Origin of the sequence: Streptomyces sp. NPDC048523 (assembly GCF_043199815.1) — a bacterium.
GTDB lineage: Bacteria > Actinomycetota > Actinomycetes > Streptomycetales > Streptomycetaceae > Streptomyces.
In genome coordinates this window covers 119,858-144,034 of record NZ_JBICWQ010000003.1, presented here as the reverse complement: position 1 = coordinate 144,034, position 24,177 = coordinate 119,858, and the positions used below count along the sequence as shown (strand labels likewise).

Annotated in this window: 21 protein-coding genes and 1 pseudogene; 5 read left to right on the top strand and 17 right to left on the bottom strand. The window is 69.1% G+C overall.

What is annotated here, in order from left to right; translation table 11 throughout:
• Positions 1–6: 6 nt before the first annotated feature.
• Positions 7–2,037, bottom strand: a complete 2,031-nt coding sequence (gene recQ, locus ACGFWE_RS16435; RefSeq protein ID WP_393600769.1) for a DNA helicase RecQ — start codon at positions 2,035–2,037, stop codon at positions 7–9.
• A gap of 252 nt (positions 2,038–2,289) precedes the next feature.
• Here recQ and ACGFWE_RS16430 point away from each other — a divergent pair, with 252 nt between their 5' ends.
• Positions 2,290–2,826, top strand: a complete 537-nt coding sequence (locus ACGFWE_RS16430; protein WP_393600287.1) for a hypothetical protein — start codon at positions 2,290–2,292, stop codon at positions 2,824–2,826.
• Between the two features lie 67 nt (positions 2,827–2,893).
• Here ACGFWE_RS16430 and nuoN read toward each other — a convergent pair whose 3' ends face one another.
• From nuoN to ACGFWE_RS16360, 14 genes are read right to left on the bottom strand one after another with little or no spacing between them, the layout of a single operon-like run.
• Entirely contained in the window at positions 2,894–4,543 is a 1,650-nt protein-coding gene (nuoN, locus tag ACGFWE_RS16425) for an NADH-quinone oxidoreductase subunit NuoN (RefSeq protein WP_352390673.1), read from the bottom strand.
• Complete coding sequence (locus tag ACGFWE_RS16420; RefSeq protein WP_352390674.1) at positions 4,540–6,111, bottom strand: NADH-quinone oxidoreductase subunit M; 1,572 nt, start codon at positions 6,109–6,111, stop codon at positions 4,540–4,542. Before ACGFWE_RS16420 ends, nuoN begins: the two co-directional genes overlap by 4 nt.
• 5 nt (positions 6,112–6,116) lie before the next feature.
• Positions 6,117–8,081: an NADH-quinone oxidoreductase subunit L gene (nuoL, locus tag ACGFWE_RS16415; RefSeq protein ID WP_393600286.1), complete on the bottom strand. Its 1,965-nt coding sequence runs from the start codon at positions 8,079–8,081 to the stop codon at positions 6,117–6,119.
• Between the two features lie 14 nt (positions 8,082–8,095).
• Positions 8,096–8,395: an NADH-quinone oxidoreductase subunit NuoK gene (gene nuoK, locus ACGFWE_RS16410; RefSeq protein WP_003974374.1), complete on the bottom strand. Its 300-nt coding sequence runs from the start codon at positions 8,393–8,395 to the stop codon at positions 8,096–8,098.
• Positions 8,392–9,246, bottom strand: coding sequence for an NADH-quinone oxidoreductase subunit J (locus ACGFWE_RS16405; protein ID WP_393600285.1), 855 nt, complete (start codon positions 9,244–9,246; stop codon positions 8,392–8,394). Before ACGFWE_RS16405 ends, nuoK begins: the two co-directional genes overlap by 4 nt.
• The gene (gene nuoI, locus ACGFWE_RS16400) at positions 9,243–9,893 is read right to left on the bottom strand and encodes an NADH-quinone oxidoreductase subunit NuoI (protein ID WP_393600284.1); all 651 of its coding nucleotides are present in this window, start codon (positions 9,891–9,893) and stop codon (positions 9,243–9,245) included. Before nuoI ends, ACGFWE_RS16405 begins: the two co-directional genes overlap by 4 nt.
• The gene (gene nuoH / locus ACGFWE_RS16395; protein WP_393600283.1) at positions 9,886–11,262 is read right to left on the bottom strand and encodes an NADH-quinone oxidoreductase subunit NuoH; all 1,377 of its coding nucleotides are present in this window, start codon (positions 11,260–11,262) and stop codon (positions 9,886–9,888) included. Before nuoH ends, nuoI begins: the two co-directional genes overlap by 8 nt.
• Entirely contained in the window at positions 11,259–13,787 is a 2,529-nt protein-coding gene (locus tag ACGFWE_RS16390) for an NADH-quinone oxidoreductase subunit G (RefSeq protein WP_393600282.1), read from the bottom strand. The genes nuoH and ACGFWE_RS16390 overlap by 4 nt, the downstream gene beginning before the upstream one ends.
• Positions 13,784–15,133, bottom strand: a complete 1,350-nt coding sequence (nuoF, locus tag ACGFWE_RS16385; RefSeq protein ID WP_393600281.1) for an NADH-quinone oxidoreductase subunit NuoF — start codon at positions 15,131–15,133, stop codon at positions 13,784–13,786. The genes ACGFWE_RS16390 and nuoF overlap by 4 nt, the downstream gene beginning before the upstream one ends.
• Complete coding sequence (nuoE, locus tag ACGFWE_RS16380) at positions 15,133–16,014, bottom strand: NADH-quinone oxidoreductase subunit NuoE (protein ID WP_352390681.1); 882 nt, start codon at positions 16,012–16,014, stop codon at positions 15,133–15,135. The genes nuoF and nuoE overlap by 1 nt, the downstream gene beginning before the upstream one ends.
• Positions 16,011–17,333, bottom strand: a complete 1,323-nt coding sequence (locus tag ACGFWE_RS16375) for an NADH-quinone oxidoreductase subunit D (protein WP_352390682.1) — start codon at positions 17,331–17,333, stop codon at positions 16,011–16,013. The genes nuoE and ACGFWE_RS16375 overlap by 4 nt, the downstream gene beginning before the upstream one ends.
• The gene (locus tag ACGFWE_RS16370) at positions 17,330–18,094 is read right to left on the bottom strand and encodes an NADH-quinone oxidoreductase subunit C (RefSeq protein WP_393600280.1); all 765 of its coding nucleotides are present in this window, start codon (positions 18,092–18,094) and stop codon (positions 17,330–17,332) included. The genes ACGFWE_RS16375 and ACGFWE_RS16370 overlap by 4 nt, the downstream gene beginning before the upstream one ends.
• Positions 18,091–18,645 carry an NADH-quinone oxidoreductase subunit B family protein gene (locus ACGFWE_RS16365; RefSeq protein WP_018528252.1) on the bottom strand — a complete coding sequence of 185 codons (555 nt, stop codon included), beginning with the start codon at positions 18,643–18,645 and terminating at the stop codon, positions 18,091–18,093. Before ACGFWE_RS16365 ends, ACGFWE_RS16370 begins: the two co-directional genes overlap by 4 nt.
• Before the next feature lie 14 nt (positions 18,646–18,659).
• Positions 18,660–19,019, bottom strand: a complete 360-nt coding sequence (locus tag ACGFWE_RS16360) for an NADH-quinone oxidoreductase subunit A (RefSeq protein WP_007383963.1) — start codon at positions 19,017–19,019, stop codon at positions 18,660–18,662.
• Between the two features lie 734 nt (positions 19,020–19,753).
• On the opposite strand from ACGFWE_RS16360, the gene ACGFWE_RS16355 reads away from it, so the two are divergent.
• Together ACGFWE_RS16355 and ACGFWE_RS16350 are read left to right on the top strand one after the other, a co-directional pair.
• Entirely contained in the window at positions 19,754–20,560 is an 807-nt protein-coding gene (locus ACGFWE_RS16355; RefSeq protein WP_352390684.1) for a C40 family peptidase, read from the top strand.
• Between the two features lie 81 nt (positions 20,561–20,641).
• Positions 20,642–20,959: pseudogene (locus ACGFWE_RS16350) on the top strand (peptide deformylase); the annotation flags it as partial.
• Between the two features lie 105 nt (positions 20,960–21,064).
• Here ACGFWE_RS16350 and ACGFWE_RS16345 read toward each other — a convergent pair.
• Positions 21,065–22,351, bottom strand: coding sequence for a geranylgeranyl reductase family protein (locus tag ACGFWE_RS16345; protein WP_351990383.1), 1,287 nt, complete (start codon positions 22,349–22,351; stop codon positions 21,065–21,067).
• 122 nt (positions 22,352–22,473) lie between these two features.
• Between ACGFWE_RS16345 and ACGFWE_RS16340 the strand changes: the two genes are divergently transcribed.
• A complete protein-coding gene (locus ACGFWE_RS16340) occupies positions 22,474–22,998 on the top strand; it encodes a GNAT family N-acetyltransferase (RefSeq protein WP_393600279.1) in 525 nt (174 codons plus the stop codon).
• Between the two features lie 110 nt (positions 22,999–23,108).
• Positions 23,109–23,426: a PASTA domain-containing protein gene (locus tag ACGFWE_RS16335; protein WP_352390800.1), complete on the top strand. Its 318-nt coding sequence runs from the start codon at positions 23,109–23,111 to the stop codon at positions 23,424–23,426.
• A 47-nt stretch (positions 23,427–23,473) separates the two neighbouring features.
• Here ACGFWE_RS16335 and ACGFWE_RS16330 read toward each other — a convergent pair whose 3' ends face one another.
• Positions 23,474–24,169, bottom strand: coding sequence for a demethylmenaquinone methyltransferase (locus tag ACGFWE_RS16330; RefSeq protein ID WP_028808172.1), 696 nt, complete (start codon positions 24,167–24,169; stop codon positions 23,474–23,476).
• Positions 24,170–24,177: the final 8 nt, after the last annotated feature.

Below are 24,177 nucleotides of genomic sequence, written 5' to 3'. Positions count from 1 at the left end.
CGGCGGCTATATCCAGTCGTCCTCGGGCTCCGGGTCCGCGTCCATCTCGGGCCAGTGATCCTCGCCGGGATCCGCGCCCGGGCCCGCCCCCGGATGCGCGTCGCCGGCCTGGCTCGGGATCTTCGCGGCCGCACCGCTGTCGGCCAGCCCGGCGAGCACCTCGATCACGCCCTCCCCGTATGTCACGAGCTTCTTCTCACCGACCCCGCCGACACTCCCGAGCTGCGCCACGGACGTGGGCCACACCGTGACGATCTCCCTGAGCGTGGCGTCGTGGAAGATGACGTACGCCGGGACGCCCTGCTCACGGGCCTGCTCGGCGCGCCAGGCCCGCAGCGCCTCGAACGCCGGCACCAGTGCCTCGGGCAGCTCGGCCACCACGGCCTTGGCCTTGCCCCGCCCGGACGAGGACGAGGAGCCCGACTTGGCGGTGGCGGGCTTCTCGGGCTCCTTGCGCAGCGGCACCTCGCGCTCCCGGCGCAGCACCGCGCCGCTCGCCTCGGTCAGTACCAGCGTGCCGTAGTCCCCCTCGACCGCGAGCAGCCCCTGGGCCAGCAACTGCCGTACGACACCCCGCCATTCGCCCTCGGAGAGCTCCTCGCCGATGCCGAACACGGACAGCTGGTCGTGGTCGAACTGGATGACCTTGGCAGTGCGCTTGCCGAGCAGGATGTCGACGATCTGCACCGCCCCGAACTTCTGCCCCCGCTCCCGCTGGAGCCGCACGATCGTCGACAGCACCTTCTGGGCCGCGACCGTGCCGTCCCAGGTCTCGGGCGGGGTGAGGCAGGTGTCGCAGTTGCCGCAGCCCGTGGGCTCCGGTTCCTGGCCGAAGTAGTTCAGGAGCTGGCCGCGCCTGCACTGCGCGGTCTCGCACAGCGCGAGCATCGAGTCCAGGTGGGCGGCGGCCCGGCGCCGGAACGCCTCGTCGCCCTCGCTCGACTGGATCATCTTGCGCTGCTGTATGACGTCGTTGAGGCCGTAGGCCATCCAGGCCGTGGACGGCAGTCCGTCCCGCCCCGCGCGGCCCGTCTCCTGGTAGTAGCCCTCGACCGACTTGGGCAGGTCGAGGTGGGCCACGAAGCGGACGTCCGGCTTGTCGATACCCATGCCGAAGGCGATGGTCGCCACCACCACCAGGCCGTCCTCGCGCAGGAAGCGGGACTGGTGGGCGGCGCGGGTGCCGGCGTCCAGGCCCGCGTGGTACGGGACCGCCTCGATGCCGTTGCGGGAGAGGAACTCGGCCGTGGCCTCCACCGACTTGCGGGAGAGGCAGTACACGATGCCCGCGTCGCCCGCGTGCTCCTCGCGCAGGAACGCGAGCAGCTGCTTCTTGGGGTCGGCCTTGGGGATGATCCGGTACTGGATGTTGGGACGGTCGAAGCTCGCCACGAAGTGCCGGGCCGTCGGCATGTTCAGCCGCTGGGTGATCTCCTCGTGCGTGGCACGGGTGGCCGTCGCGGTGAGCGCGATCCGTGGCACGTCGGGCCAGCGCTGGCCGAGCACCGACAGGGTCAGGTAGTCGGGGCGGAAGTCGTGGCCCCACTGCGAGACGCAGTGCGCCTCGTCGATGGCGAAGACGGCGATCTTGCCGCGGGAGAGGAGATCCTGGGTGGCGTCGAGGCGCAGCCGCTCCGGTGCCAGGTAGAGCAGGTCCAGCTCGCCGGCCAGGAACTCGGCCTCCACCACGCGGCGCTCGTCGAAGTCCTGCGTGGAGTTCATGAATCCGGCGCGCACGCCGAGCGCCCTGAGCGCGTCCACCTGGTCCTGCATCAGCGCGATGAGCGGTGAGACGACGATGCCCGTGCCGGGTCTGACCAGGGACGGAATCTGGTAGCACAGCGACTTGCCGGCGCCGGTCGGCATGAGGACGACGGCGTCCCCGCCGGCCACCACATGCTCGATGACCTCCCCCTGCTCGCCGCGGAAGGCGTCATATCCGAAGACCCGGTGCAGCGTGGCCAGTGCCTCGCTGTCGCTCGCGTCCGGTGTCCCGGTGATCCCTGGCATCTCGCTGATACCGCCCATCCCGCCCATAGTCCCGCCCCCCGTACGTCGTCCCTCGACCACTGCCTCCACGATAGGGGTCGGCACCGACAGCGTCGGAGTTATCCACAGGCCGGACCGGTGACGGTCCGTGCTCATTCGATCGGCCGATGTCACATGGCGCAGTCGTTCGAGCCGGGACACGCTGCTGGGGCGGGCTGTGAGACCCGTCCTCCCCACGGACGCGCCTCGCAGCGCCCCTGTCCCACCTCAAGCGCCTCAAGCGCCTCAAGGAGAACGACCATGGCCCCTCGGCCCCTGAAGGCAGTGCTCACCGTCGCGGCAGCGGCGGCGTTGTCACTGACCGCCGTCCCCGCCCAGGCAGCCGACCCGGACCCGCTCGTCTGGACCGAGCTGGCCAAGACGTACGGGGCCACCGGCCTCTACGCGTATGAGCCCTTCGCGGTCGCCGACGGCTTCACCCCCACGTCCTGTGTGCCCGGTGTGGGCTATCGCTACGTCAAAGAGGAGAACGTCGGGGCGACCGACCCCGAGACGCCCGCGGCGCTCCTCTACGAGGACAGCCCGTACGGGCGCAGGCTCGTCGCGGTGGAGTGGACCGTGAAGGCCGAGTCGGGTGTCGCCACGCCGACGATGTTCGGTCAGACGTTCCAGGATCCGGCCGGCCTGCCGGACCTGGGCTCCAGCTACACCCTGCACGCCTGGCTCTACAAGACGAACCCCAGCGGTCTCTTCAACTCCACGCACCCCGACGTGACGTGCTCCACGGACCAGGACCAGGACCTCAGCCCGGACCTGGACCTGAACCTGGACATCTGACCGTACGCAACGGGCCCCGGCTCCCTCCCTCGAAGGGAACCGGGGCCCGCCCCTTGCGTACCGCAGGTCAGCGCACGAACACTCCCGCCTGGTTCGCCAGGTCCAGGAAGTACTGCGGCGCGACACCGAGGACCAGGGTGACCGCCACCCCGACCCCGATCGCCGTCATCGTCAGCGGCGAGGGCACGGCGACCGTCGGTCCCTCGGGGCGCGGCTCGCTGAAGAACATCAGCACGATCACCCGGATGTAGAAGAACGCGGCGATGGCCGACGAGATCACACCGACCACGACGAGCGGTGCCGCGCCACCCTCCGCCGCCGCCTTGAACACGGCGAACTTCCCGGCGAAGCCGGAGGTCAGCGGGATACCGGCGAAGGCCAGCAGGAACACCGCGAACACGGCGGCCACCAGCGGCGAACGACGGCCCAGCCCCGCCCACTTGGACAGGTGCGTCGCCTCACCACCGGCGTCGCGCACCAGCGTGACCACCGCGAACGCGCCGATCGTCACGAACGAGTACGCGGCCAGGTAGAAGAGGACCGACGACACCCCGTCCGGCGTGGTCGCGATGACACCGGCGAGGATGAACCCGGCGTGCGCGATCGACGAGTACGCAAGGAGCCGCTTGATGTCGGTCTGCGTGATCGCGACGATCGCACCGCCGAGCATGGTGACGATCGCGACGGCCCACATGACCGGCCGCCAGTCCCAACGCAGGCCCGGCAGGACGACGTAGAGGATCCTGAGCAGCGCGCCGAAGGCGGCCACCTTGGTCGCCGCCGCCATGAAACCGGTGACCGGCGTCGGCGCACCCTGGTAGACGTCCGGGGTCCACATGTGGAACGGGACCGCGCCCACCTTGAACAGCAGGCCCATGACGATCATCGCCGCGCCGATCAGCAGCAGCGCGTCGTTGCCCATGGTGTCGGCGAGCGCCGGGTCCACGGTGCCGATCGTGCCGTCGACGACCTTCGCGATGGTGCCGTACGACACCGAGCCCGCGTAGCCGTACAGCAGCGCAATGCCGAACAGGGTGAACGCGGAGGCGAACGAGCCCAGCAGGAAGTACTTGACCGCGGCCTCCTGCGACATGAGCCGCTTGCGGCGGGCCAGCGCGCACAGCAGGTACAGCGGGAGCGAGAACACCTCCAGGGCCACGAACAGCGTCAGCAGGTCGTTGGCGGCCGGGAAGACCAGCATGCCGGCGACGGCGAAGAGCAGCAGCGGGAACACCTCGGTGGTGGTGAACCCGGCCTTCACGGCCGCCTTCTCGCTGTCGCTGCCCGGCACGGAGGCGGCCTGCGCGGCGAACGAGTCGACGCGGTTGCCGTGTGTCTCGGGGTCGAGCCGGCGCTCGGCGAAGGTGAACAGACCGACCAGGGAGGCCAGCAGGATCGTGCCCTGGAGGAACAGGGCCGGTCCGTCGACGGCGATCGCGCCCATGGCGGCGATGCCCGCCTTGGTGGTGCCGTATCCGTCGGCGGCCAGTGCGACGACCGCCGCGAAGGCGGCACACAGCGCTACGACGGACACGAACAGCTGGGCGTAGTAACGGGACTTGCGCGGGACGAAGGCCTCGACCAGCACTCCGATGATCGCCGCGCCCAGGATGATCAGGGTGGGCGACAATTGCCCGTATTCGATCTTCGGCGCGTCGATCTTCGAGATCGGGTCGGCCGCGGTTGTCCACAGGCTGTGGACGGCTGTCGCAGTCACTTGGCCGCCTCCACCTCGGGCTTGGGGTCCTTCTTGTGTACGTCGGACATGGTCGACTTCACCGCCGGGTTCACGATGTCCGTGACGGGCTTCGGATAGACGCCCAGGAAGATCAGCAGGACGACCAGCGGAGCCACGACCACGAGCTCACGGGCGCGCAGGTCGGGCATCGCGGAGACCTCCGGCTTGACCGGACCCGTCATCGTCCGCTGGTAGAGGACGAGGGTGTAGAGCGCGGCGAGCACGATGCCGAAGGTTGCGATGATGCCGATCGCCGGGTAGCGCGCGAACGTGCCGACCAGGACCAGGAACTCACTCACGAAGGGGGCGAGCCCGGGCAGGGACAGGGTCGCGAGGCCGCCGATCAGGAAAGTGCCGGCGAGCACCGGGGCGACCTTCTGGACCCCGCCGTAGTCGGCGATGAGCCGCGAGCCGCGCCGCGAGATCAGGAAGCCGGCCACCAGCATCAGCGCGGCCGTCGAGATCCCGTGGTTGACCATGTAGAGCGTCGCGCCGGACTGGCCCTGGCTGGTCATGGCGAAGATGCCCATGATGATGAAGCCGAAGTGCGAGATCGACGCGTACGCCACCAGCCGCTTGATGTCCCGCTGGCCGACCGCGAGCAGCGCCCCGTAGATGATGCTGATCACCGCCAGGACGAGGATCGCGGGCGTCGCCCACTTGCTGGCCTCCGGGAAGAGCTGGAGGCAGAAGCGGAGCATCGCGAAGGTGCCCACCTTGTCGACGACCGCCGTGATGAGCACGGCGACCGGGGCGGTGGCCTCCCCCATCGCGTTGGGCAGCCAGGTGTGCAGCGGCCACAGGGGCGCCTTCACCGCGAAGGCGAAGAAGAACCCGAGGAACAGCCAGCGTTCGGTGTTGGTCGCCATGTGGAGAGACCCGTTGGCCCGCGCTTCGGCGATCTGTTGGAGGCTGAAGTTCCCGGCGACCACGTAGAGGCCGATCACCGCGGCCAGCATGATCAGACCGCCGACCAGGTTGTAGAGCAGGAACTTGACCGCGGCGTACGAGCGTTGGGCCGCCGCGTTCTCGTCCGAGCCCGCGTGGGCGCGGTCCCCGAAGCCGCCGATGAGGAAGTACATCGGGATGAGCATGGCTTCGAAGAAGATGTAGAACAGGAAGACGTCGGTGGCCTCGAAGGAGATGATCACCATCGCCTCGACGGCCAGGATCAGGGCGAAGAAGCCCTGCGTCGGCCGCCACCGCCTGTTTCCGGTCTCCAGCGGGTCGGCGTCGTGCCAGCCCGCGAGGATGATGAACGGGATCAGCAGCGCGGTCAGCGCGAGAAGCGCCACCCCGATGCCGTCCACGCCCACTTCGTACCGGACCCCGAAGTCCGCGATCCAGGCGTGCGATTCGGTGAGCTGGTAGCGGGCGCCGTCCGGGTCGAAGCGGACCAGGACGGCGATCGCGAGGGCGAGTGTGGCCAGCGAGACGAGCAGCGCCAGCCACTTGGCCGCGGTGCGCCGTGCGGCCGGCACGGCGGCTGTGGCGATGGCCCCGATCGCCGGGAGCACCGCCGTCGCTGTCAGGAGAGGAAAGGACATCGGTATCAGACCGCCCTCATCAGCAGGGTCGCGGCGACGAGGATCGCCGCGCCGCCGAACATCGAGACCGCGTACGACCGCGCGTAGCCGTTCTGCAGCTTGCGCATCCGCCCGGAGAGGCCGCCGACCGAGGCCGCCGTGCCGTTGACCACGCCGTCGACCAGGGTGTGGTCGACGTAGACCAGGGAGCGCGTGAGGTGCTCTCCGCCGCGGACCAGGACGACGTGGTTGAAGTCGTCCTGGAGCAGGTCGCGGCGGGCGGCCCGGGTGAGCAGCGACCCGCGCGGGGCGACGACCGGGACGGGTTTGCGGCCGTACTGGGCCCAGGCGAGGGCGACGCCGATCAGCAGGCACACCATGGTCGCGCCGGTGACGGTAACCGCGCTGAGCGGGGAGTCGCCCTCGCTGTGCCCGGTGACCGGCTCCAGCCAGTGCAGGAAGCGGTCGCCGATGCTGAAGAAGCCGCCCGCGAAGACCGATCCGAAGGCCAGCACGATCATCGGGATCGTCATGGACTTGGGGGACTCGTGCGGGTGGGGCTCCGCGTGCTCACCGTGGTGTTCGGCGGCGGGCTCGGCACTCGGGGCCTCCGGGGAGCGGGTGGGCTGGTTCTTCCAGCGCTCCTCTCCGAAGAACGTCATCAGCATCACGCGCGTCATGTAGAAGGCGGTGATGGCCGCGCCCAGCAGGGCCGCGCCGCCGAGGATCCAGCCCTCGGTGCCGCCCTTGGCGAAGGCCGCCTCGATGATCTTGTCCTTGGAGAAGAAGCCGGACAGGCCCGGGAAGCCGATGATGGCCAGGTAGCCGAGGCCGAAGGTGACGAAGGTGATCGGCATGTACTTGCGCAGGCCGCCGTACTTCCGCATGTCGACCTCGTCGTTCATGCCGTGCATGACCGAGCCGGCTCCCAGGAACAGCCCGGCCTTGAAGAAGCCGTGCGTCACCAGGTGCGTGATCGCGAAGACGTAGCCGATGGGGCCGAGGCCCGCGGCGAGGACCATGTAGCCGATCTGCGACATCGTCGAGCCCGCGAGGGCCTTCTTGATGTCGTCCTTCGCGCAACCGACGATCGCACCGAACAGGAGCGTGACGGCACCGACGACGGTGACGACCAGCTGGGCGTCGGGAGCGAGGTTGAAGATGTTGGCGGAACGGACGATCAGGTAGACGCCCGCGGTCACCATGGTCGCCGCGTGGATGAGGGCCGAGACCGGGGTCGGGCCCTCCATCGCGTCCCCGAGCCAGGACTGCAGCGGCACCTGGGCGGACTTGCCGCAGGCGGCGAGCAGCAGCATCAGGGCGATGCCGGTGAGCGTGGCCTCGGAGGCTCCCTCGACGAGCCCGGGCTTCTCGTGGCTGCCGAGGACCGGACCGAAGGCGAAGGTGCCGAACGTCGTGAACATCAGCATGATCGCGATCGACAGGCCCATGTCGCCGACGCGGTTGACCAGGAAGGCCTTCTTCGCCGCGGTGGCCGCGCTGGGCTTGTGCTGCCAGAAGCCGATCAGCAGGTAGGAGGCGAGGCCGACGCCCTCCCAGCCGACGTACAGCAGCAGGTAGTTGTCGGCGAGGACGAGCAGCAGCATCGCCGCGAGGAACAGGTTCAGATAGCCGAAGAAGCGGCGGCGCCGCTCGTCGTGCTCCATGTACGCGATCGAGTACAGGTGGATCAGCGAGCCGACGCCCGTGATCAGCAGCACGAACGTCATCGACAGCTGGTCGAGGCGGAAGGCGACGTCCGCCTGGAAGCCCTCGACCGGCACCCAGCTGAACAGGTGCTGGGTGAGCGTGCGGTGCTCGGCGTCCTTGCCGAGCAGGTCGGCGAAGAGGATGGCGCCGAACACGAAGGAGGCGCCGGCGAGGATCGTGCCGATCCAGTGGCCGACGGCGTCCAGCCGCCGGCCGCCGGTGAGCAGGACCGCCGCTCCGAGCAGAGGCGCCGCAATCAGCAGCGCGATCAGATTCTCCACGATTCAGCGACCCCTTACAGCTTCATCAGGCTGGCGTCGTCGACCGAGGCCGAGTGGCGGGAACGGAACAGCGACACGATGATCGCGAGCCCGACCACGACCTCCGCGGCGGCGACGACCATCGTGAAGAAGGCGATGATCTGGCCGTCGAGGTTGCCGTGCATCCGGGAGAAGGCGACGAACGCGAGGTTGCAGGCGTTGAGCATGAGCTCGATGCACATGAACACGACGATGGCGTTGCGCCTGATCAGCACGCCGGTGGCGCCGATCGTGAACAACAGGGCGGCGAGGTAGAGGTAGTTGACGGGGTTCACTTCGACGCCTCCCTCTTGAAGGTGGCCGGTTCGATCTCGGTCCGCTCCAGGCGTTCCTCCGCGCGCTGCTCGAGCGCCTTGAGGTCGTTCAGCGCCTCGGCGGACACGTCCCTGATCTGGCCGCGGTCGCGCAGTGTCTTGCTGACCGTGAGCTCGGACGGGGTGCCGTCGGGCAGCAGGCCCGCGATGTCCACCGCGTTGTGCCGGGCGTAGACGCCGGGGGCGGGCAGCGGCGGCACGTGCGTGCCCTCGCGGACGCGCTTCTCGGCCATCTCGCGCTGGGTCAGGGCGCGCTCGGTGCGCTCGCGGTGGGTGAGCACCATGGCGCCGACGGCGGCCGTGATCAGCAGGGCGCCGGTGATTTCGAAGGCGAAGACGTACTTGGTGAAGATGAGGGTCGCCAGGCCCTCCACATTGCCGCCCGCGTTGGCCTGGGTGAGGCCGTTGAACTGCTTGAGGGAGGCGTTGCCGATGCCGGCGAACAGCAGGATGCCGAAGCCGAGCCCGCAGATCAGGGCCAGCCAGCGCTGGCCCTTGATGGTCTCCGTGAGGGAGTCCGCCGCGGTCACGCCGACGAGCATCACCACGAACAGGAACAGCATCATGATCGCGCCGGTGTAGACGACGATCTGGACGACGCCGAGGAAATAGGCGCCGTTGGCGAGATAGAACACCGCCAGGATGATCATGGTGCCGGCGAGACAGAGCGCGCTGTGCACGGCCTTCTTCATGAAGACGGTGCACAGGGCGCCGATCACGGCGACGGTGCCGAGGACCCAGAACTGGAAGGCCTCACCGGTGGAGGTGCCGGCGGCCAGCGTGGTGGCGGTGAGCTGGAGAGGTGCGGTCATCGCCCGATCACCTCCTCCGACACCGGCTCGTCCTCGCCGAAGGTGGAGTCGGCCTCCTGGACCACCTCGCCCTTGGAGACGGCGACCTGGGGCACGGTGCCGGGTGCGGCCTCGGTGACCAGGCCGCGGTAGTAGTCCTGCTCGTCCATGCCGGGGTAGATGGCGTGGGGCGAGTCGACCATGTTCTCTTCGAGGCCGGCGAGCAGCTGTTCCTTGGTGTAGATGAGGTTGGCGCGGCTGGAGTCGGCCAGCTCGAACTCGTTGGTCATCGTCAGCGCGCGCGTGGGGCACGCCTCGATGCACAGCCCGCACAGGATGCAGCGGGCGTAGTTGATCTGGTAGACGCGGCCGTACCGCTCGCCCGGCGAGTAGCGCTCCTCGTCGGTGTTGTCGGCGCCCTCCACATAGATGGCGTCGGCGGGGCAGGCCCAGGCGCACAGCTCGCAGCCGACGCACTTCTCCAGGCCGTCCGGATGGCGGTTGAGCTGGTGCCGTCCGTGGAACCGCGGAGCGGTGGTCTTCTTCTGCTCCGGGTACTGCTCGGTCAGCCGCTTCTTGAACATGGCCTTGAAGGTCACACCGAAGCCGGCCACGGGGTTCATGAAGCCAGGCTTCAACTGCTCGGTCTCCTTCGGCTCCTCAGCCATCGGACGCCTCCTTTCCATCCGTAGAACCACTCAGCGGTCCGTCACTCTGAGTATCGGGCCCGCCACTGACAATCAGCTCCCGCTCCTGGCGCGAGCGGCGCCTGGGCACCGGCGGCAACTCCTGTCCGGGCAGCGGCGGGACGGGGAATCCGCCCGCCATCGGGTCGAATCCGGCCGGCTGTTCGGCGGGCGGCGCGGCCGCCTTGGACTTCTCGCGGAACAGGTCGGCGACGAACGAGAGCAGCAGCAGCGCCAGGACCCCGCCGCCCACGTAGAGGGCGATGTCGGCGAAGTCGTAGTTCTCGTTGCGCAGGGTCCGCACGGTCGCGACGAGCATCAGCCACACCACGGAGACCGGGATGAGGACCTTCCAGCCGAGCTTCATCAGCTGGTCGTAGCGGACTCGCGGGAGCGTGCCGCGCAGCCAGATGAAGAAGAACAGCAGCAGCTGCACCTTGATCACGAACCAGAGGAGCGGCCACCAGCCGTGGTTGGCGCCCTCCCAGAAGGTGCTGATGGGCCAGGGAGCCCGCCAGCCACCGAGGAAGAGCGTGGTCGTCACGGCCGAGACCGTCACCATGTTCACGTACTCGGCGAGCATGAACAGCGCGAACTTGATCGACGAGTACTCGGTGTTGAAGCCGCCGACGAGGTCGCCCTCGGATTCCGGCATGTCGAAGGGGGCGCGGTTGGTCTCGCCGACCATGGTGATGACGTAGATGATGAAGGAGACCGGCAGCAGGATGATGTACCAGCGGTCCTGCTGCGCCTCGACGATCGCCGAGGTCGACATCGACCCGGAGTAGAGGAACACCGAGGCGAAGGCGGCGCCCATGGCGATCTCGTACGAGATCATCTGCGCGCACGAGCGCAGACCGCCGAGCAGCGGATACGTCGATCCGGAGCTCCAGCCCGCCAGGACGATGCCGTAGATGCCGACCGAGGCGACCGCGAGGATGTAGAGCATCGCGATCGGGAGGTCGGTGAGCTGCATCGCCGTGCGGTGGCCGAAGATCGAGACCTCGTTGTCGGAGGGGCCGAAGGGGATCACCGCGATCGCCATGAAGGCCGGGATGGCCGCGACGATCGGCGCGAGGATGTACACCACCTTGTCCGCGCGCTTGACGATGACGTCTTCCTTCAGCATCAGCTTGATGCCGTCGGCGAGCGACTGGAGCATGCCCCAGGGGCCGTGCCGGTTGGGGCCGATGCGCAGCTGCATCCAGGCGACGACCTTGCGCTCCCACACGATGGAGAACAGCACGGTCAGCATCAGGAAGGCGAAGCAGAAGACGGCCTTGATGACGACGAGCCACCAGGGGTCGGTGCCGAACATCGAGAGGTCTTCCGCGGCGAGGTACCGGCTCATGCCTCCACCTCCTTGGGAGCTTCGGCGGCGAGCGTCGCCGGGCCGATGCGGACGAGGGAGCCGGGACGCACCCCGGCGTCGGAGGCGACGCCCCGGCCCGTGGAGTTCAGCGGGAGCCAGACCACGCGGTCGGGCATCTCGGTGATCTGCAGCGGCAGTTCGACGACTCCGGTCTTGCCGGTCACGGCCAGGAGGTCGCCCTCCTTGACGCCCACCTCGGCGGCCGTCGCGGCCGACACACGCGCGCGTGCCGCGTGCCGGGTCCCGGCGAGCGCCTCGTCGCCCTGCTGGAGGAGACCCTGGTCGAGCAGCAGCCGGTGTCCGGCCAGGACGGCCTCGCCGGCGGCGGGCCGCGGCAACTGGGCCGCGGTCCCGAAGGATTCGGTGCCGCGCGCTCCGTCCCAGGGGCCGAGCCGGTCGATCTCCGCGCGCGCGGTGCGCAGATCCGGCAGGCCCAGGTGTACGTCCATGGCGTCGGCCAGCATCTGCAGCACCCGTGCGTCGGTGGGCGCGAGGCGGCGGGTCATCTGGTCGGGCTTGAGAGCGGCCTCGAAGAAGCGCACCCTGCCCTCCCAGTTGAGGAAGGTGCCGGCCTTCTCGGCGACCGCGGCCACCGGCAGGACGACGTCCGCGTGCTCGGTGACCTCACCGGGCCGCAGTTCCAGCGACACCACGAACCCGACCTCCTGGAGCGCTTCACGCGCGCGTGCCGGATCGGGCAGGTCGGCGATCTCGACGCCCGCGACCACCAGGGCCTGGAGCTCGCCGGTCACCGCGGCCTCGACGATCTGACCGGTGTCCCGGCCGTAGCGGTGCGGAAGGTCGGCCACACCCCAGACCGAGGCGACCTCCTCACGCGCGCGTGGGTCGGTGGCCGGACGCCCGCCCGGCAGCAGCGACGGCAGCGCGCCCGCCTCGACGGCACCGCGCTCTCCGGCCCGCCGCGGGATCCACGCCAGCTGCGCGCCGGTCGCGGAGGCGGCCCGTACGGCGGCGGTCAGTCCGCCCTCCACGGCGGCCAGCCGCTCGCCGACGACGATCACCGCGCCCGCGGTGCGCAGTGCCTCGGCGGCCCTGCTGCCGTCACCCTCCAGACCGGCTCCGCCGGCCAGCGCGTCCAGCCACTCGGTCTCGGTGCCGGGGGCGGCGGGCAGCAGCGTGCCGCCCGCCTTCTCCAGGCCGCGCGTGGCGTACGTGGCGAGCGAGAAGACCTTCTGGCCGTGCTTGCGCCAGGCCTTGCGCAGCCTCAGGAAGACGCCGGGCGCCTCCTCCTCGGCCTCGAACCCGACCAGCAGGACCGCCGGTGCCTTCTCCAGGGCGGAGTACGTGACGCCCGTACCGTCGAGGTCACGGCCGCGGCCCGCGACCCGCGCGGCCAGGAAGTCGGCCTCCTCGCTGCTGTGCACACGTGCGCGGAAGTCGATGTCGTTGGTGTCGAGCGCCACGCGCGCGAACTTGCTGTACGCGTAGGCGTCCTCGATGGTGAGGCGGCCGCCGGTGAGGACACCGGCCCGGCCGCGCGAGGCGAGCAGCCCCTGGGCGGCGATCTGGAGCGCCTCCGGCCAGGACGCCGGCACCAGCTCGCCCTCGGGGTTGCGCACCAGCGGGTGCTCCAGCCGGTCCCGCTGCTGCGTGTACCGGAAGGCGAAGCGCCCCTTGTCGCAGATCCACTCCTCGTTGACCTCGGGGTCGTTGGCCGCGAGCTTGCGCATGACCTTGCCGCGCCGGTGATCGGTGCGGGTGGCGCAGCCGCCGGAGCAGTGCTCGCACACGCTCGGGGAGGACACGAGGTCGAAGGGGCGGGAGCGGAATCGGTACGCCGCCGAGGTGAGCGCGCCGACCGGGCAGATCTGGATGGTGTTGCCGGAGAAGTACGACTCGAAGGGGTCGCCCTCGCCGGTGCCGACCTGCTGAAGCGCGCCCCGCTCGATCAGTTCGATCATGGGGTCGCCCGCGACCTGGTTGGAGAAGCGGGTGCAGCGGGCGCACAGCACGCACCGCTCACGGTCGAGCAGCACCTGGGTGGAGATGGGGACGGGCTTCTCGTAGGTCCGCTTCTTGCCCTCGAAGCGGGACTCGGCCTGGCCGTGGGACATCGCCTGGTTCTGCAGGGGGCACTCGCCGCCCTTGTCGCAGACCGGGCAGTCCAGCGGGTGGTTGATGAGGAGCAGCTCCATCACACCGTGCTGGGCCTTCTCGGCGACCGGCGAGGTGAGGTGGGTCTTCACCACCATCCCGTCGGTGCAGGTGATGGTGCAGGAGGCCATCGGCTTGCGCTGGCCCTCGACCTCGACGATGCACTGTCGGCAGGCGCCGGCCGGGTCGAGGAGGGGGTGGTCGCAGAACCGGGGGATCTCGATGCCGAGCTGTTCGGCGGCCCGGATGACCAGGGTGCCCTTGGGCACGCTGATCTCCACGCCGTCGATGGTCAGCGAGACGAGATCCTCCGGCGGGACCGCCGCCTCTCCCCCGCCCGAGGAGCGTTGGCCCGCGGCGAAGCCGCTATCAGACTGGCGTACGGTCATGCGTTCACCTCCGTGCGGGAGTCGGCCCAGACCGTGGACTTGGCCGGGTCGAAGGGGCAGCCGCGGCCCGTGATGTGCTGTTCGTACTCCTCGCGGAAGTACTTGAGCGAGGAGAAGATCGGCGAGGCGGCACCGTCGCCGAGCGCGCAGAACGACTTGCCGTTGATGTTGTCGGCGATGTCGTTGAGCTTGTCGAGGTCGGACATCACGCCCTTGCCGGCCTCGATGTCGCGCAGCAACTGCACCAGCCAGTACGTGCCTTCCCGGCACGGGGTGCACTTGCCGCAGGACTCGTGGGCGTAGAACTCGGTCCAGCGGGTGACGGCGCGCACGACGCAGGTCGTCTCGTCGAAGCACTGCAGGGCCTTGGTGCCGAGCATCGAGCCGGCGGCGCCGACGCCCTCGTAGTCGAGGGGGACGTCGAGGTGTTCTTCGGTGAACATCGGCGTCGAGGAGCCGCCCGGCGTCCAGAACTTCAGCCGGTGCCCCGGCCGCATGCCGCCGCTCATCTCCAGGAGCTGCCGCAGGGTGACGCCGAGCGGGGCCTCGTACTGGCCGGGGCTGGCGACGTGGCCGCTGAGCGAGTACAGCGTGAAGCCCGGGGACTTCTCGCTGCCCATCGACCTGAACCAGTCTTTCCCCCTTTGGAGAATCGCGGGAACCGACGCGATCGACTCCACGTTGTTCACAACAGTCGGGCAGGCGTAGAGGCCCGCGACCGCAGGAAAGGGGGGACGGAGCCGCGGTTGGCCACGGCGGCCTTCGAGCGAGTCGAGCAGTGCGGTCTCCTCACCGCAGATGTACGCCCCGGCCCCGGCGTGCACGGTGATATCGAGATCGAGGCCGCTGCCCAGGATGTTCTGTCCGAGGTAGCCGGCCGCGTAGGCCTCGCTCACGGCCGAGTGCAACCGCCGCAGTACGGGGACGACTTCACCACGCAGATAGATGAAGGCATGCGAAGACCTGATGGCGTAACACGCGATGATCATGCCCTCGATGAGGCTGTGCGGGTTCGCGAAGAGGAGCGGGATGTCCTTGCAGGTCCCCGGCTCCGACTCGTCGGCGTTGACAACTAGATAGTGCGGCTTTCCATCTCCCTGCGGAATGAACTGCCATTTCATTCCGGTGGGAAAGCCGGCGCCGCCGCGGCCGCGCAGCCCGGAGTCCTTGACGTACGCGATCAGGTCGTCCGGCGACATCGCGAGTGCCTTGCGGAGTCCCTCGTAGCCCTCGTGCCTCTTGTAGACGTCCAGCGTCCAGGACTTGTCCTCGTCCCAGAAGGCCGACAGCACGGGTGCGAGCAGCTTCTCGGGGCTGGTGTCTTTCAGTTCGGGTGCCAAGGTCATCACTCCCCCTCCTCGGCGGCGGGCCCGGCCGGGTGGGCCGGGTCGGAGGCCGACGTGTCCTGTGGCGCGTCATGTGAGCTCAGGTGCTCCGACGGGGACGGCTCGTGGGCGCCCCGGTCCTGCGGTGCGCCGTCGCGGGCCTGCGATGCTCCTTCGCGCGGATGGACCACGCGCGCGGGTGCGGCCTCTCCCTTGGCCAGGCGGAGGCCCACCAGCGACGCGGGTCCGGCCCCGCCGCTTGCCTCGACGGCTCCTGGCCGCTCGTCGGGGAAGCCGGCGAGGATCCGCGCGGTCTCCTTGAAGGTGCACAGCGGCGCCCCGCGCGTGGGCTCGACCGGACGCCCCGCCCGCAGGTCGTCGACGAGCCGCTTGGCGGTGGCCGGGGTCTGGTTGTCGAAGAACTCCCAGTTGACCATCACGACCGGCGCGAAGTCGCAGGCCGCGTTGCACTCGATGTGCTCCAGGGTGACCTTGCCGTCGTCGGTGGTCTCGCCGTTGCCGACGCCCAGGTGCTCCTGGAGCTCGGAGAAGATCTCGTCGCCGCCCATCACCGCGCAGAGGGTGTTGGTGCAGACCCCCACCTGGTAGTCGCCCGAGGGCTTGCGCCGGTACATGGTGTAGAAGGTGGCCACCGCCGTGACCTCGGCCGTGGTCAGCTCCAGCACGTCCGCGCAGAACTGCATCCCGGTGCGCGTGACGTGGCCCTCCTCCGCCTGCACGAGGTGCAGCAACGGCAGGAGCGCCGAGCGGGAGTCCGGGTAGCGGGCGATGATCTCGCGCGCGTCCGTCTCCAGCCGGGCTCGGACGTCGTCCGGGTAAGCGGGTGCGGGCAGTTCGGGCATGCCCAGGCTGACGCCCCGCTCGGAAGAACTGGTGGTCACCGGTCGACGCCTCCCATCACGGGGTCGATGGACGCGACAGCGACGATGACGTCGGCGACCTGGCCGCCCTCGCACATCGCCGCCATGGCCTGAAGGTTGGTGAAGGACGGGTCGCGGAAGTGGACCCGGAAGGGGCGGGTGCCGCCGTCGGACACGGCGTGCACCCCGAGTTCGCCCTTGGGCGACTCGACGGCCGCGTAGGCCTGTCCCGGCGGGACGCGGAAGCCCTCGGTGACCAGCTTGAAGTGGTGGATCAGGGCCTCCATGGAGGTGCCCATGATCTTCTTGATGTGGTCGAGGGAGTTGCCGAGCCCGTCGGGGCCCAGGGCGAGCTGGGCGGGCCAGGCGATCTTCTTGTCGGCGACCATGACCGGGCCGGGCTGGAGCCGGTCCAGGCACTGCTCGATGATCCCGAGCGACTGGCGCATCTCCTCGAGCCGGATCAGGAAGCGGCCGTAGGAGTCACAGGTGTCGGCGGTCGGGATATCGAACTCGTAGGTCTCGTAGCCGCAGTAGGGCTGTGCCTTGCGCAGGTCGTGCGGCAGGCCGGTGGAGCGCAGGATGGGGCCGGTGGCGCCGAGGGCCATGCAGCCCGCCAGGTCCAGATAGCCGACGTCCTGCATACGGGCCTTGAAGATGGGGTTCCCGGTGGCGAGCTTGTCGTACTCCGGGAGGTTCTTCTTCATCTTCTTCACGAACTCGCGGATGTGGTCCACCGCGCCGGGCGGCAGGTCCTGCGCGAGTCCGCCGGGGCGGATGTACGCGTGGTTCATCCGAAGGCCCGTGATGAGCTCGTAGATGTCGAGAATCATTTCACGATCACGGAATCCGTAGATCATGATCGTGGTGGCGCCGAGTTCCATGCCGCCGGTGGCGATGCACACCAGGTGCGAGGAGAGCCGGTTCAGCTCCATCAGGAGCACCCGGATGATCGTGGCCCGGTCGGTGATCTGGTCCTCGATGCCGAGGAGTTTCTCGACGGCGAGGCAGTAGGCGGTCTCGTTGAAGAAGGACGTCAGGTAGTCCATGCGCGTCACGAACGTGGTGCCCTGGGTCCACGTGCGGAACTCGAGGTTCTTCTCGATGCCGGTGTGCAGGTAACCGATGCCGCAGCGGGCCTCGGTGACCGTCTCGCCGTCGATCTCCAGGATCAGGCGGAGCACCCCGTGGGTGGAGGGGTGCTGGGGCCCCATGTTGACGACGATGCGTTCGTCGTCGGCCTTGGCCGCGCTCTGGACGACCTCGTCCCAGTCGCCACCGGTGACCGTGTAGACGGTGCCCTCGGTGGTCTCGCGCGGAGTGGCGTGCTGTGTGCTCATGAGTACGACCTCCGCTGGTCCGGAGCCGGGATCTGGGCGCCCTTGTACTCGACGGGGATGCCGCCGAGGGGGTAGTCCTTGCGCTGCGGGTGGCCCTGCCAGTCGTCCGGCATCATGATCCGCGTCAGGGCCGGGTGGCCGTCGAAGACGATCCCGAAGAAGTCGTAGGTCTCGCGCTCGTGCCAGTCGTTGGTCGGATACACCGAGACCAGGGACGGGATGTGCGGGTCGGCGTCCGGCGCGCTGACCTCCAGGCGGATCAGCCGGTTGTGGGTGATCGAGCGCAGGTGGTAGACGGCGTGCAGCTCGCGGCCCTTGTCGTGCAGGTAGTGGACCCCGCTGACGCCGGTGCAGAGCTCGAAGCGCAGGGCCGGGTCGTCGCGCAGGGTGCGGGCGACGCGCAGCAGGTGCTCGCGCTCGATGTGGAAGGTGATCTCGCCGCGGTCGACGACCGTCCTCTCGATCGCGTTGCCGGGGAGCAGTCCCTGCTCCTCCAGGGCGCCTTCGAGTTCGTCGGCGACCTCGTCGAACCAGCCGCCGTAGGGGCGGGCCGCCGGTCCGGGCAGGCGGATCGAGCGGACCAGGCCGCCGTAGCCGGAGGTGTCGCCGCCGTTGTCGGAGCCGAACATGCCGCGCTGGACGCGGATCTCCTCACCGCCGTCACCGCGCTGGCCGGGGAGGTTGGAGGCGGTGAGGTCCTTCTCCGGGTTCACCCCTTCCCCGGACCTGTTGACGCCGTTGGCGCCGTTCGCGTCGCTCACCGCAGCAGCCCCTTCATCTCGATCGTGGGCAGGGCCTTGAGCGCCGCCTCTTCCGCCTCGCGGGCCGCCTCCTCGGCGTTCACGCCGAGCTTGGAGGACTGGATCTTCTGGTGGAGCTTGAGAATCGCGTCCATCAGCATCTCCGGCCGTGGCGGGCAGCCGGGCAGATAGATGTCGACCGGGACGATGTGGTCGACGCCCTGCACGATCGCGTAGTTGTTGAACATGCCGCCCGAGGAGGCGCAGACCCCCATGGAGATGACCCACTTGGGGTTCGGCATCTGGTCGTAGACCTGCCTGAGCACCGGCGCCATCTTCTGGCTGACCCGGCCGGCGACGATCATGAGGTCCGCCTGGCGGGGTGAGCCGCGGAAGACCTCCATGCCGAAGCGGGCCAGGTCGTAGCGTCCGGCGCCGGTGGTCATCATCTCGATGGCACAGCAGGCAAGGCCGAAGGTCGCCGGGAAGACGGACGACTTGCGCACCCAGCCCGCGGCCTGCTCGACGGTGGTCAGCAGGAAGCCGCTCGGCAGCTTTTCTTCGAGTCCCATGAGTTAAAGGCCCCTCAGTCCCATTCCAGGCCGCCGCGCCGCCATACGTACGCGTACGCGACGAAGACGGTGAGCACGAAGAGCAGCATCTCCACGAGCCCGAAAACACCCAGGGCGTCGAAGGTGACGGCCCAGGGGTAGAGGAAGACGATCTCGATGTCGAAGACGATGAAGAGCATCGCCGTCAGGTAGTACTTGATGGGGAAGCGCCCGCCGCCGGCCGGCGTGGGGGTCGGCTCGATCCCGCACTCGTAGGCCTCGAGCTTGGCCCGGTTGTACCGCTTCGGACCGATCAGCGTGGCCATGACCACGGAGAAGATCGCAAAGCCTGCCCCGAGGGCTCCCAGTACGAGGATGGGCGCATAAGCGTTCACCGCTCCTCGCTCCTCTCAGTCGGCACTGACTGCTGGCGATGGCATCGGACTCACACCCGACTCATACGTCCCTCCGACCTCCGTCTGTCCCAACGAAGATCGCGAACATGTGAAGCAGGTCACAAGCCCAACTGACCCGCATCTTATGCCTGCCGGTCTGTGATCTGCGACACGGGGTATTGCACAAGCTTTGTGATCTCCACCACCAGACGAAGGATCATGAAGTCGGATCAGCGGTGATCTTCATACGAGAAGCGTCCGAGTGATCACCAGAGGTGACATTTGCGCTCGTCGGCGCAGGTCGGGAGAGGCGTCTCAATATCAAGAGACTTCCGCTGCATGCAAATTGGTGCTGGACGGGGCGGCTTGGTAGGGGACCGCGTTCACACATCAGAGGGAAGCGCGAGGACGGGTGTGGACGCGTGCACACATTCACGAGCGCCGATCGGCTCCGGACGCAGCCTCCGCCGTAACCGTTGCGTGACCTCCGCCACATGCATGAGAGATCCATAAGAAGGGGGCTTGGCCATCGGCCCCAACGGATGGTAGCTGCGGGGCAATTCGGGCGTAACAGCGAAAGTCCATGATCACGGCCATGATCACCAGAGTCCGCAATGTCCGTTACGGCGTCAATAAAGAGCGCCACACCAGGTATTCGGGCCGCCGATTGAACAACTGTGGCGCAGCACACGTTTCTTGAAGGTATGGAGGAGCCCCTGATACCAGTTGGTCTCATGTCCCACACCGCTCACATACGCAGCCACCGGAAACCCCGCCGCAGCGCGACGACTTCGATCGCCGTGCGCGCCGGAGTCGCCGGTGGTGTGCTCAGCATGGCAGCGGCGGGCGCGTCGGCTTCGGCGTTCGCCGCCGAGTCGACGACGCAGACCCTCGAACTGCCCACCCTGTCGGCCGACCTGGGCAGCCAGGTCGCCGAGTCCGCCGACGCGATGCAGCAGGCCGCCGCCAACTACCAGCTGCAGGCCGAGCGTGACGCGGCCGCCGCAAAGGCCGCGAAGCAGGCCAAGGCGGACCTCGCGGAGGCCAAGAAGAAGGCGGAGGCCAAGAAGAAGGCCGAGGAGGCTCGCAGGGCCGCCGCTGAGGAGGCCGCCTCGCGCAGCTCCCAGCGGGCCACCCTGTCCGCCTCGGCGAGCGCCAGTGTCTCCACGAGCTCGTCCACGGCCACCGGTTCGGCCGCGGCCGTCATCGCCTTCGTGAAGGCACAGGTCGGTGACGCCTACGTCTCCGGCGGCACCGGCCCCAACTCCTGGGACTGCTCCGGCCTCGTGCAGGCGGCGTTCAGCCAGGTCGGCATCGACCTGCCGCGCGTCTCGCAGGACCAGTCGACCGCGGGCACCCAGGTCTCGCTGAGCAACCTCCAGCCGGGCGACATCCTGTACTGGGGCGGCGCGGGCAGCGCGTACCACGTGGCGGTGTACGTCGGTGACGGCATGTTCGTCGGCGCGCAGAACCCCTCGACGGGTGTCGCCGAGAAGCCCCTGTCCTACGACCCGCCGACCGGAGCGGTGCGGGTTCTCTGACCCGGTAACAGCTTGGTAGGGCCGCAGCCGCTCGGGGGCTGCGGCCCTGCTGGCTTCTGTGACCTCACCGAGGAGGTGCTGCGCAGGCTGCTCGAGGACAGCGAGGGGTGCCTGTCGGTGCCGGGCGCCGTCATGGACGTACCGCGTCCGGACCGGGCCATGGTGCGCGGGTTCGACCGGGACGGCGGGCCGCTCGTGATCGAGGGGATCGGGTATTTCGCGCGCTCCCTCGCGCACGGGACCGACCATGTGAACGGGCGCGTGTATCTGGACCGGCTGTCCGAGCGGGAGCGCGAACAGGCGCTGCGGCAGATGGCGGACCGGCGGGACGAGGTGTTCGCCCGCCGGGCGGCCGACATCGAGGCGCTGAACGGCGCTCAGGGCACGCTCAGCGCCTGAGGGAGTGGACCAGCGCCCACACCGACACCGCGATGAGGATGACGAACACGGGTAGCGCGACCCCTACGTCCATCCCTCCACGGTGCTCCCCTCAAGGGGTTCCCGTCACGCCTTCGGCGCCACCTTGCTCAGCCCGTTGATGATCCGGTCCATCGCGTCGCCGCCCGTGGGGTCGGTGAGGTTGGCGAGCATCTTGAGGGTGAACTTCATGAGCAGCGGGTGGGTCAGGCCGCGCTGGGCCGCGATCTTCATGACCTTCGGGTTGCCGATGAGCTTCACGAAGGCGCGGCCCAGTGTGTAGTAGCCGCCGTAGGTGTCCTTGAGGACCCGCGGGTAGCGCTGCAGGGCGATCTCCCGCTGGGCGGGCGTCGCGCGGGCATGGGCCTGGACGATGACGTCGGCGGCGATCTGGCCGGACTCCATGGCGTAGGCGATGCCCTCGCCGTTGAAGGGGTTCACCATGCCGCCGGCGTCGCCGACCAGGAGCAGGCCCTTGGTGTAGTGCGGCTGGCGGTTGAAGGCCATCGGGAGAGCCGCACCGCGGATGGGTCCGGTCATGTTCTCCGGCGTGTAGCCCCAGTCCTCCGGCATCGAGGCGCACCATGCCTTCAGCACCTCGCGCCAGTCGAGCTCCTTGAAGGAGTCGGAGGTGTTCAGGACGCCGAGGCCGACGTTGGACGTGCCGTCGCCCATGCCGAAGATCCAGCCGTAGCCGGGCAGCAGCCGGTCCTCGCCGGGGCCGCGGCGGTCCCACAGCTCCAGCCAGGACTCCAGGTAGTCGTCCTCGTGGCGGGGGCTCTCGAAGTACGTCCGTACGGCGACGCCCATCGGGCGGTCCTCGCGGCGGTGCAGGCCCATCGCGAGGGAGAGCCTGGTGGAGTTGCCGTCGGCGGCGACCACGAGGGGGGCGTGGAAGGTGACTTCGCGCTTCTCCTCGCCGAGCTTCGCGTGCACGCCGGTGATGCGGCCGGTGCGGTCGTCGACGATCGGGGCACCGACGTTGCAGCGCTCGTAGAGCCGCGCTCCGGCCTTCTGGGCCTGGCGGGCGAGCTGCTCGTCGAAGTCGTCGCGCTTGCGGACGAGGCCGTAGTCGGGGAAGGAGGCCAGTTCCGGCCAGTCGAGCTGGAGGCGTACGCCGCCGCCGATGATCCTCAGGCCCTTGTTCCGCAGCCAGCCGGCCTCTTCGGAGATGTCGATGCCCATGGCCACGAGCTGTTTGGTGGCACGCGGGGTGAGGCCGTCGCCGCAGACCTTCTCGCGCGGGAACTCGGTCTTCTCCAGCAGGAGCACGTCGAGTCCGGACTTGGCGAGGTGGTACGCGGTCGTGGAGCCTGCCGGCCCCGCGCCGACGACGATGACATCGGCGGTGTTCTCGGACAGGGGCTCGGTCACGGCGGGATCTCCCCAGGCTCGGAATCAAGTTCGGAATCAAGTTCTGAATCCGCGTGCCGACCGGCACTGGACATGGGCAGTCTATTCAGCAGAATTGATCACCCGGCTGAAGGGCTGCCCCAGTGAACCGAGCTCTGCCCGTAGTACGGCTGCGTGTCCCCACCCACGAGGACGCCGTGGCCTGGCACCGGGTCTTCGACGACCCGGACGTCATGGAGTTCCACGGCGGCAGGTCCGCGGAGTTGTACGTCTATGAGGAGCTCACCGCGCGGCAGCGCCGGCACGACGCCGAGCGTGGGTTCTGTCTGTGGACCATGGTTGACGAGGGCGGGCAGGTCATCGGTTTCACCGGTGCCCAGCCATGGCCGCGGGACTGGGGGCCGACGGGCGAGATCGAGATCGGCTGGCGGCTCGGGCGCACGTACTGGGGCCGGGGGTACGCCACGGCGGCGGCGCAGATGACGCTGGAGCGGCTCAGGGCGGCGGGCGTCCCGGACGTGGTGGCGATGGTCAGACCCGGCAACGAACGGTCGATCGCGGTCGCCAAGCGCCTTGGAATGGAACTCGCGGAGACCTTTCCGCACCCGCAGCTCCCGGAAGAGGCGCTCTGCTTCCGGCTCTCCCTCCAGGCCGGTCACGGAGGGTAGCGGTCTGCTACAGAAAGACACCCGGCACTTCCGGTCGCCGCCGGGCCGGAGTTACCCTGCCAGTACCGCTGGGGGTGACATCTGTGCACATACCACCCAAGACGCCCGAAGTGCGCGTACCGCGACTGGTCGGACTCATGGCTGTCGACGCGCGCGAGACGGCCCAGGCGCAGGGCCTGTTCGTCAGCGCGCCGGACCGCAAGGACTTCCACCTGGCCGTCGTCGACTATGTCGTACGCCAGTACCCGCAGGCCGGTGCGGAGGTGCCGCGGGACTCGGTGGTGTACGTGTGGTTCGACCGCCGCCCGGGTGAGGGCGGCGGGGGCGTCCACGAGCCCCGCGTTCCGAGGCCTCCCCGGGGCGGCCTCCAGCGCGAACTGGACGAGCCGGGAGACCCGTACGTGGTCCGCTGCGTGACGGGACTCTGACTGAAGGGCGGAGAGCGGAGCTCGGAGTTCGAAGCTCGCCGGGCCGCTCAGCTCTCCTTGACGCCCCGGTGCAGGGCCACGATGCCGCCCGTGAGGTTCCGCCACGCCACCTTCGACCAGCCCGCCTTCTGGAGTCGCTCCGCGAGGGCCGGCTGGTTCGGCCAGGCGCGGATGGACTCGGCGAGGTAGACGTAGGCGTCGGGGTTGGAGGAGACCGCGCGGGCGACCGGCGGCAGGGCGCGCATCAGGTACTCGGTGTAGACCGTGCGGAAGGGCGCCCAGGTCGGGTGGGAGAACTCGCAGATCACGACCCTCCCGCCGGGCCTGGTGACCCGGTACATCTCGCGCAGCGCGGAGTCGGTGTCCTGGACGTTGCGCAGCCCGAAGGAGATGGTGACGGCGTCGAAGGTGTCGTCCTTGAAGGGCAGCCGTGTCGCGTCGCCCGCGGTGAACGGCAGCCAGGTGTGCTTGCGCTTGCCGACCTGGAGCATGCCGAGCGAGAAGTCGCAGGGCACGACGTAGGCGCCGGTGCGGGCGAAGGGCAGCGACGAAGTGGCGGTGCCAGCCGCCAGGTCCAGGATCTTCTGGGCGGGGCGGGCGTCGACGGCCCTGGCGACCTCCTTGCGCCACACCCGGTCCTGCCCGAGCGACAGCACGTCGTTGGTCAGGTCGTACCGTTCCGCCACGTCGTCGAACATCGAGGCGACTTCGTGCGGCTGCTTGTTCAGGGAGGCGCGGGTCACGCTCCCAT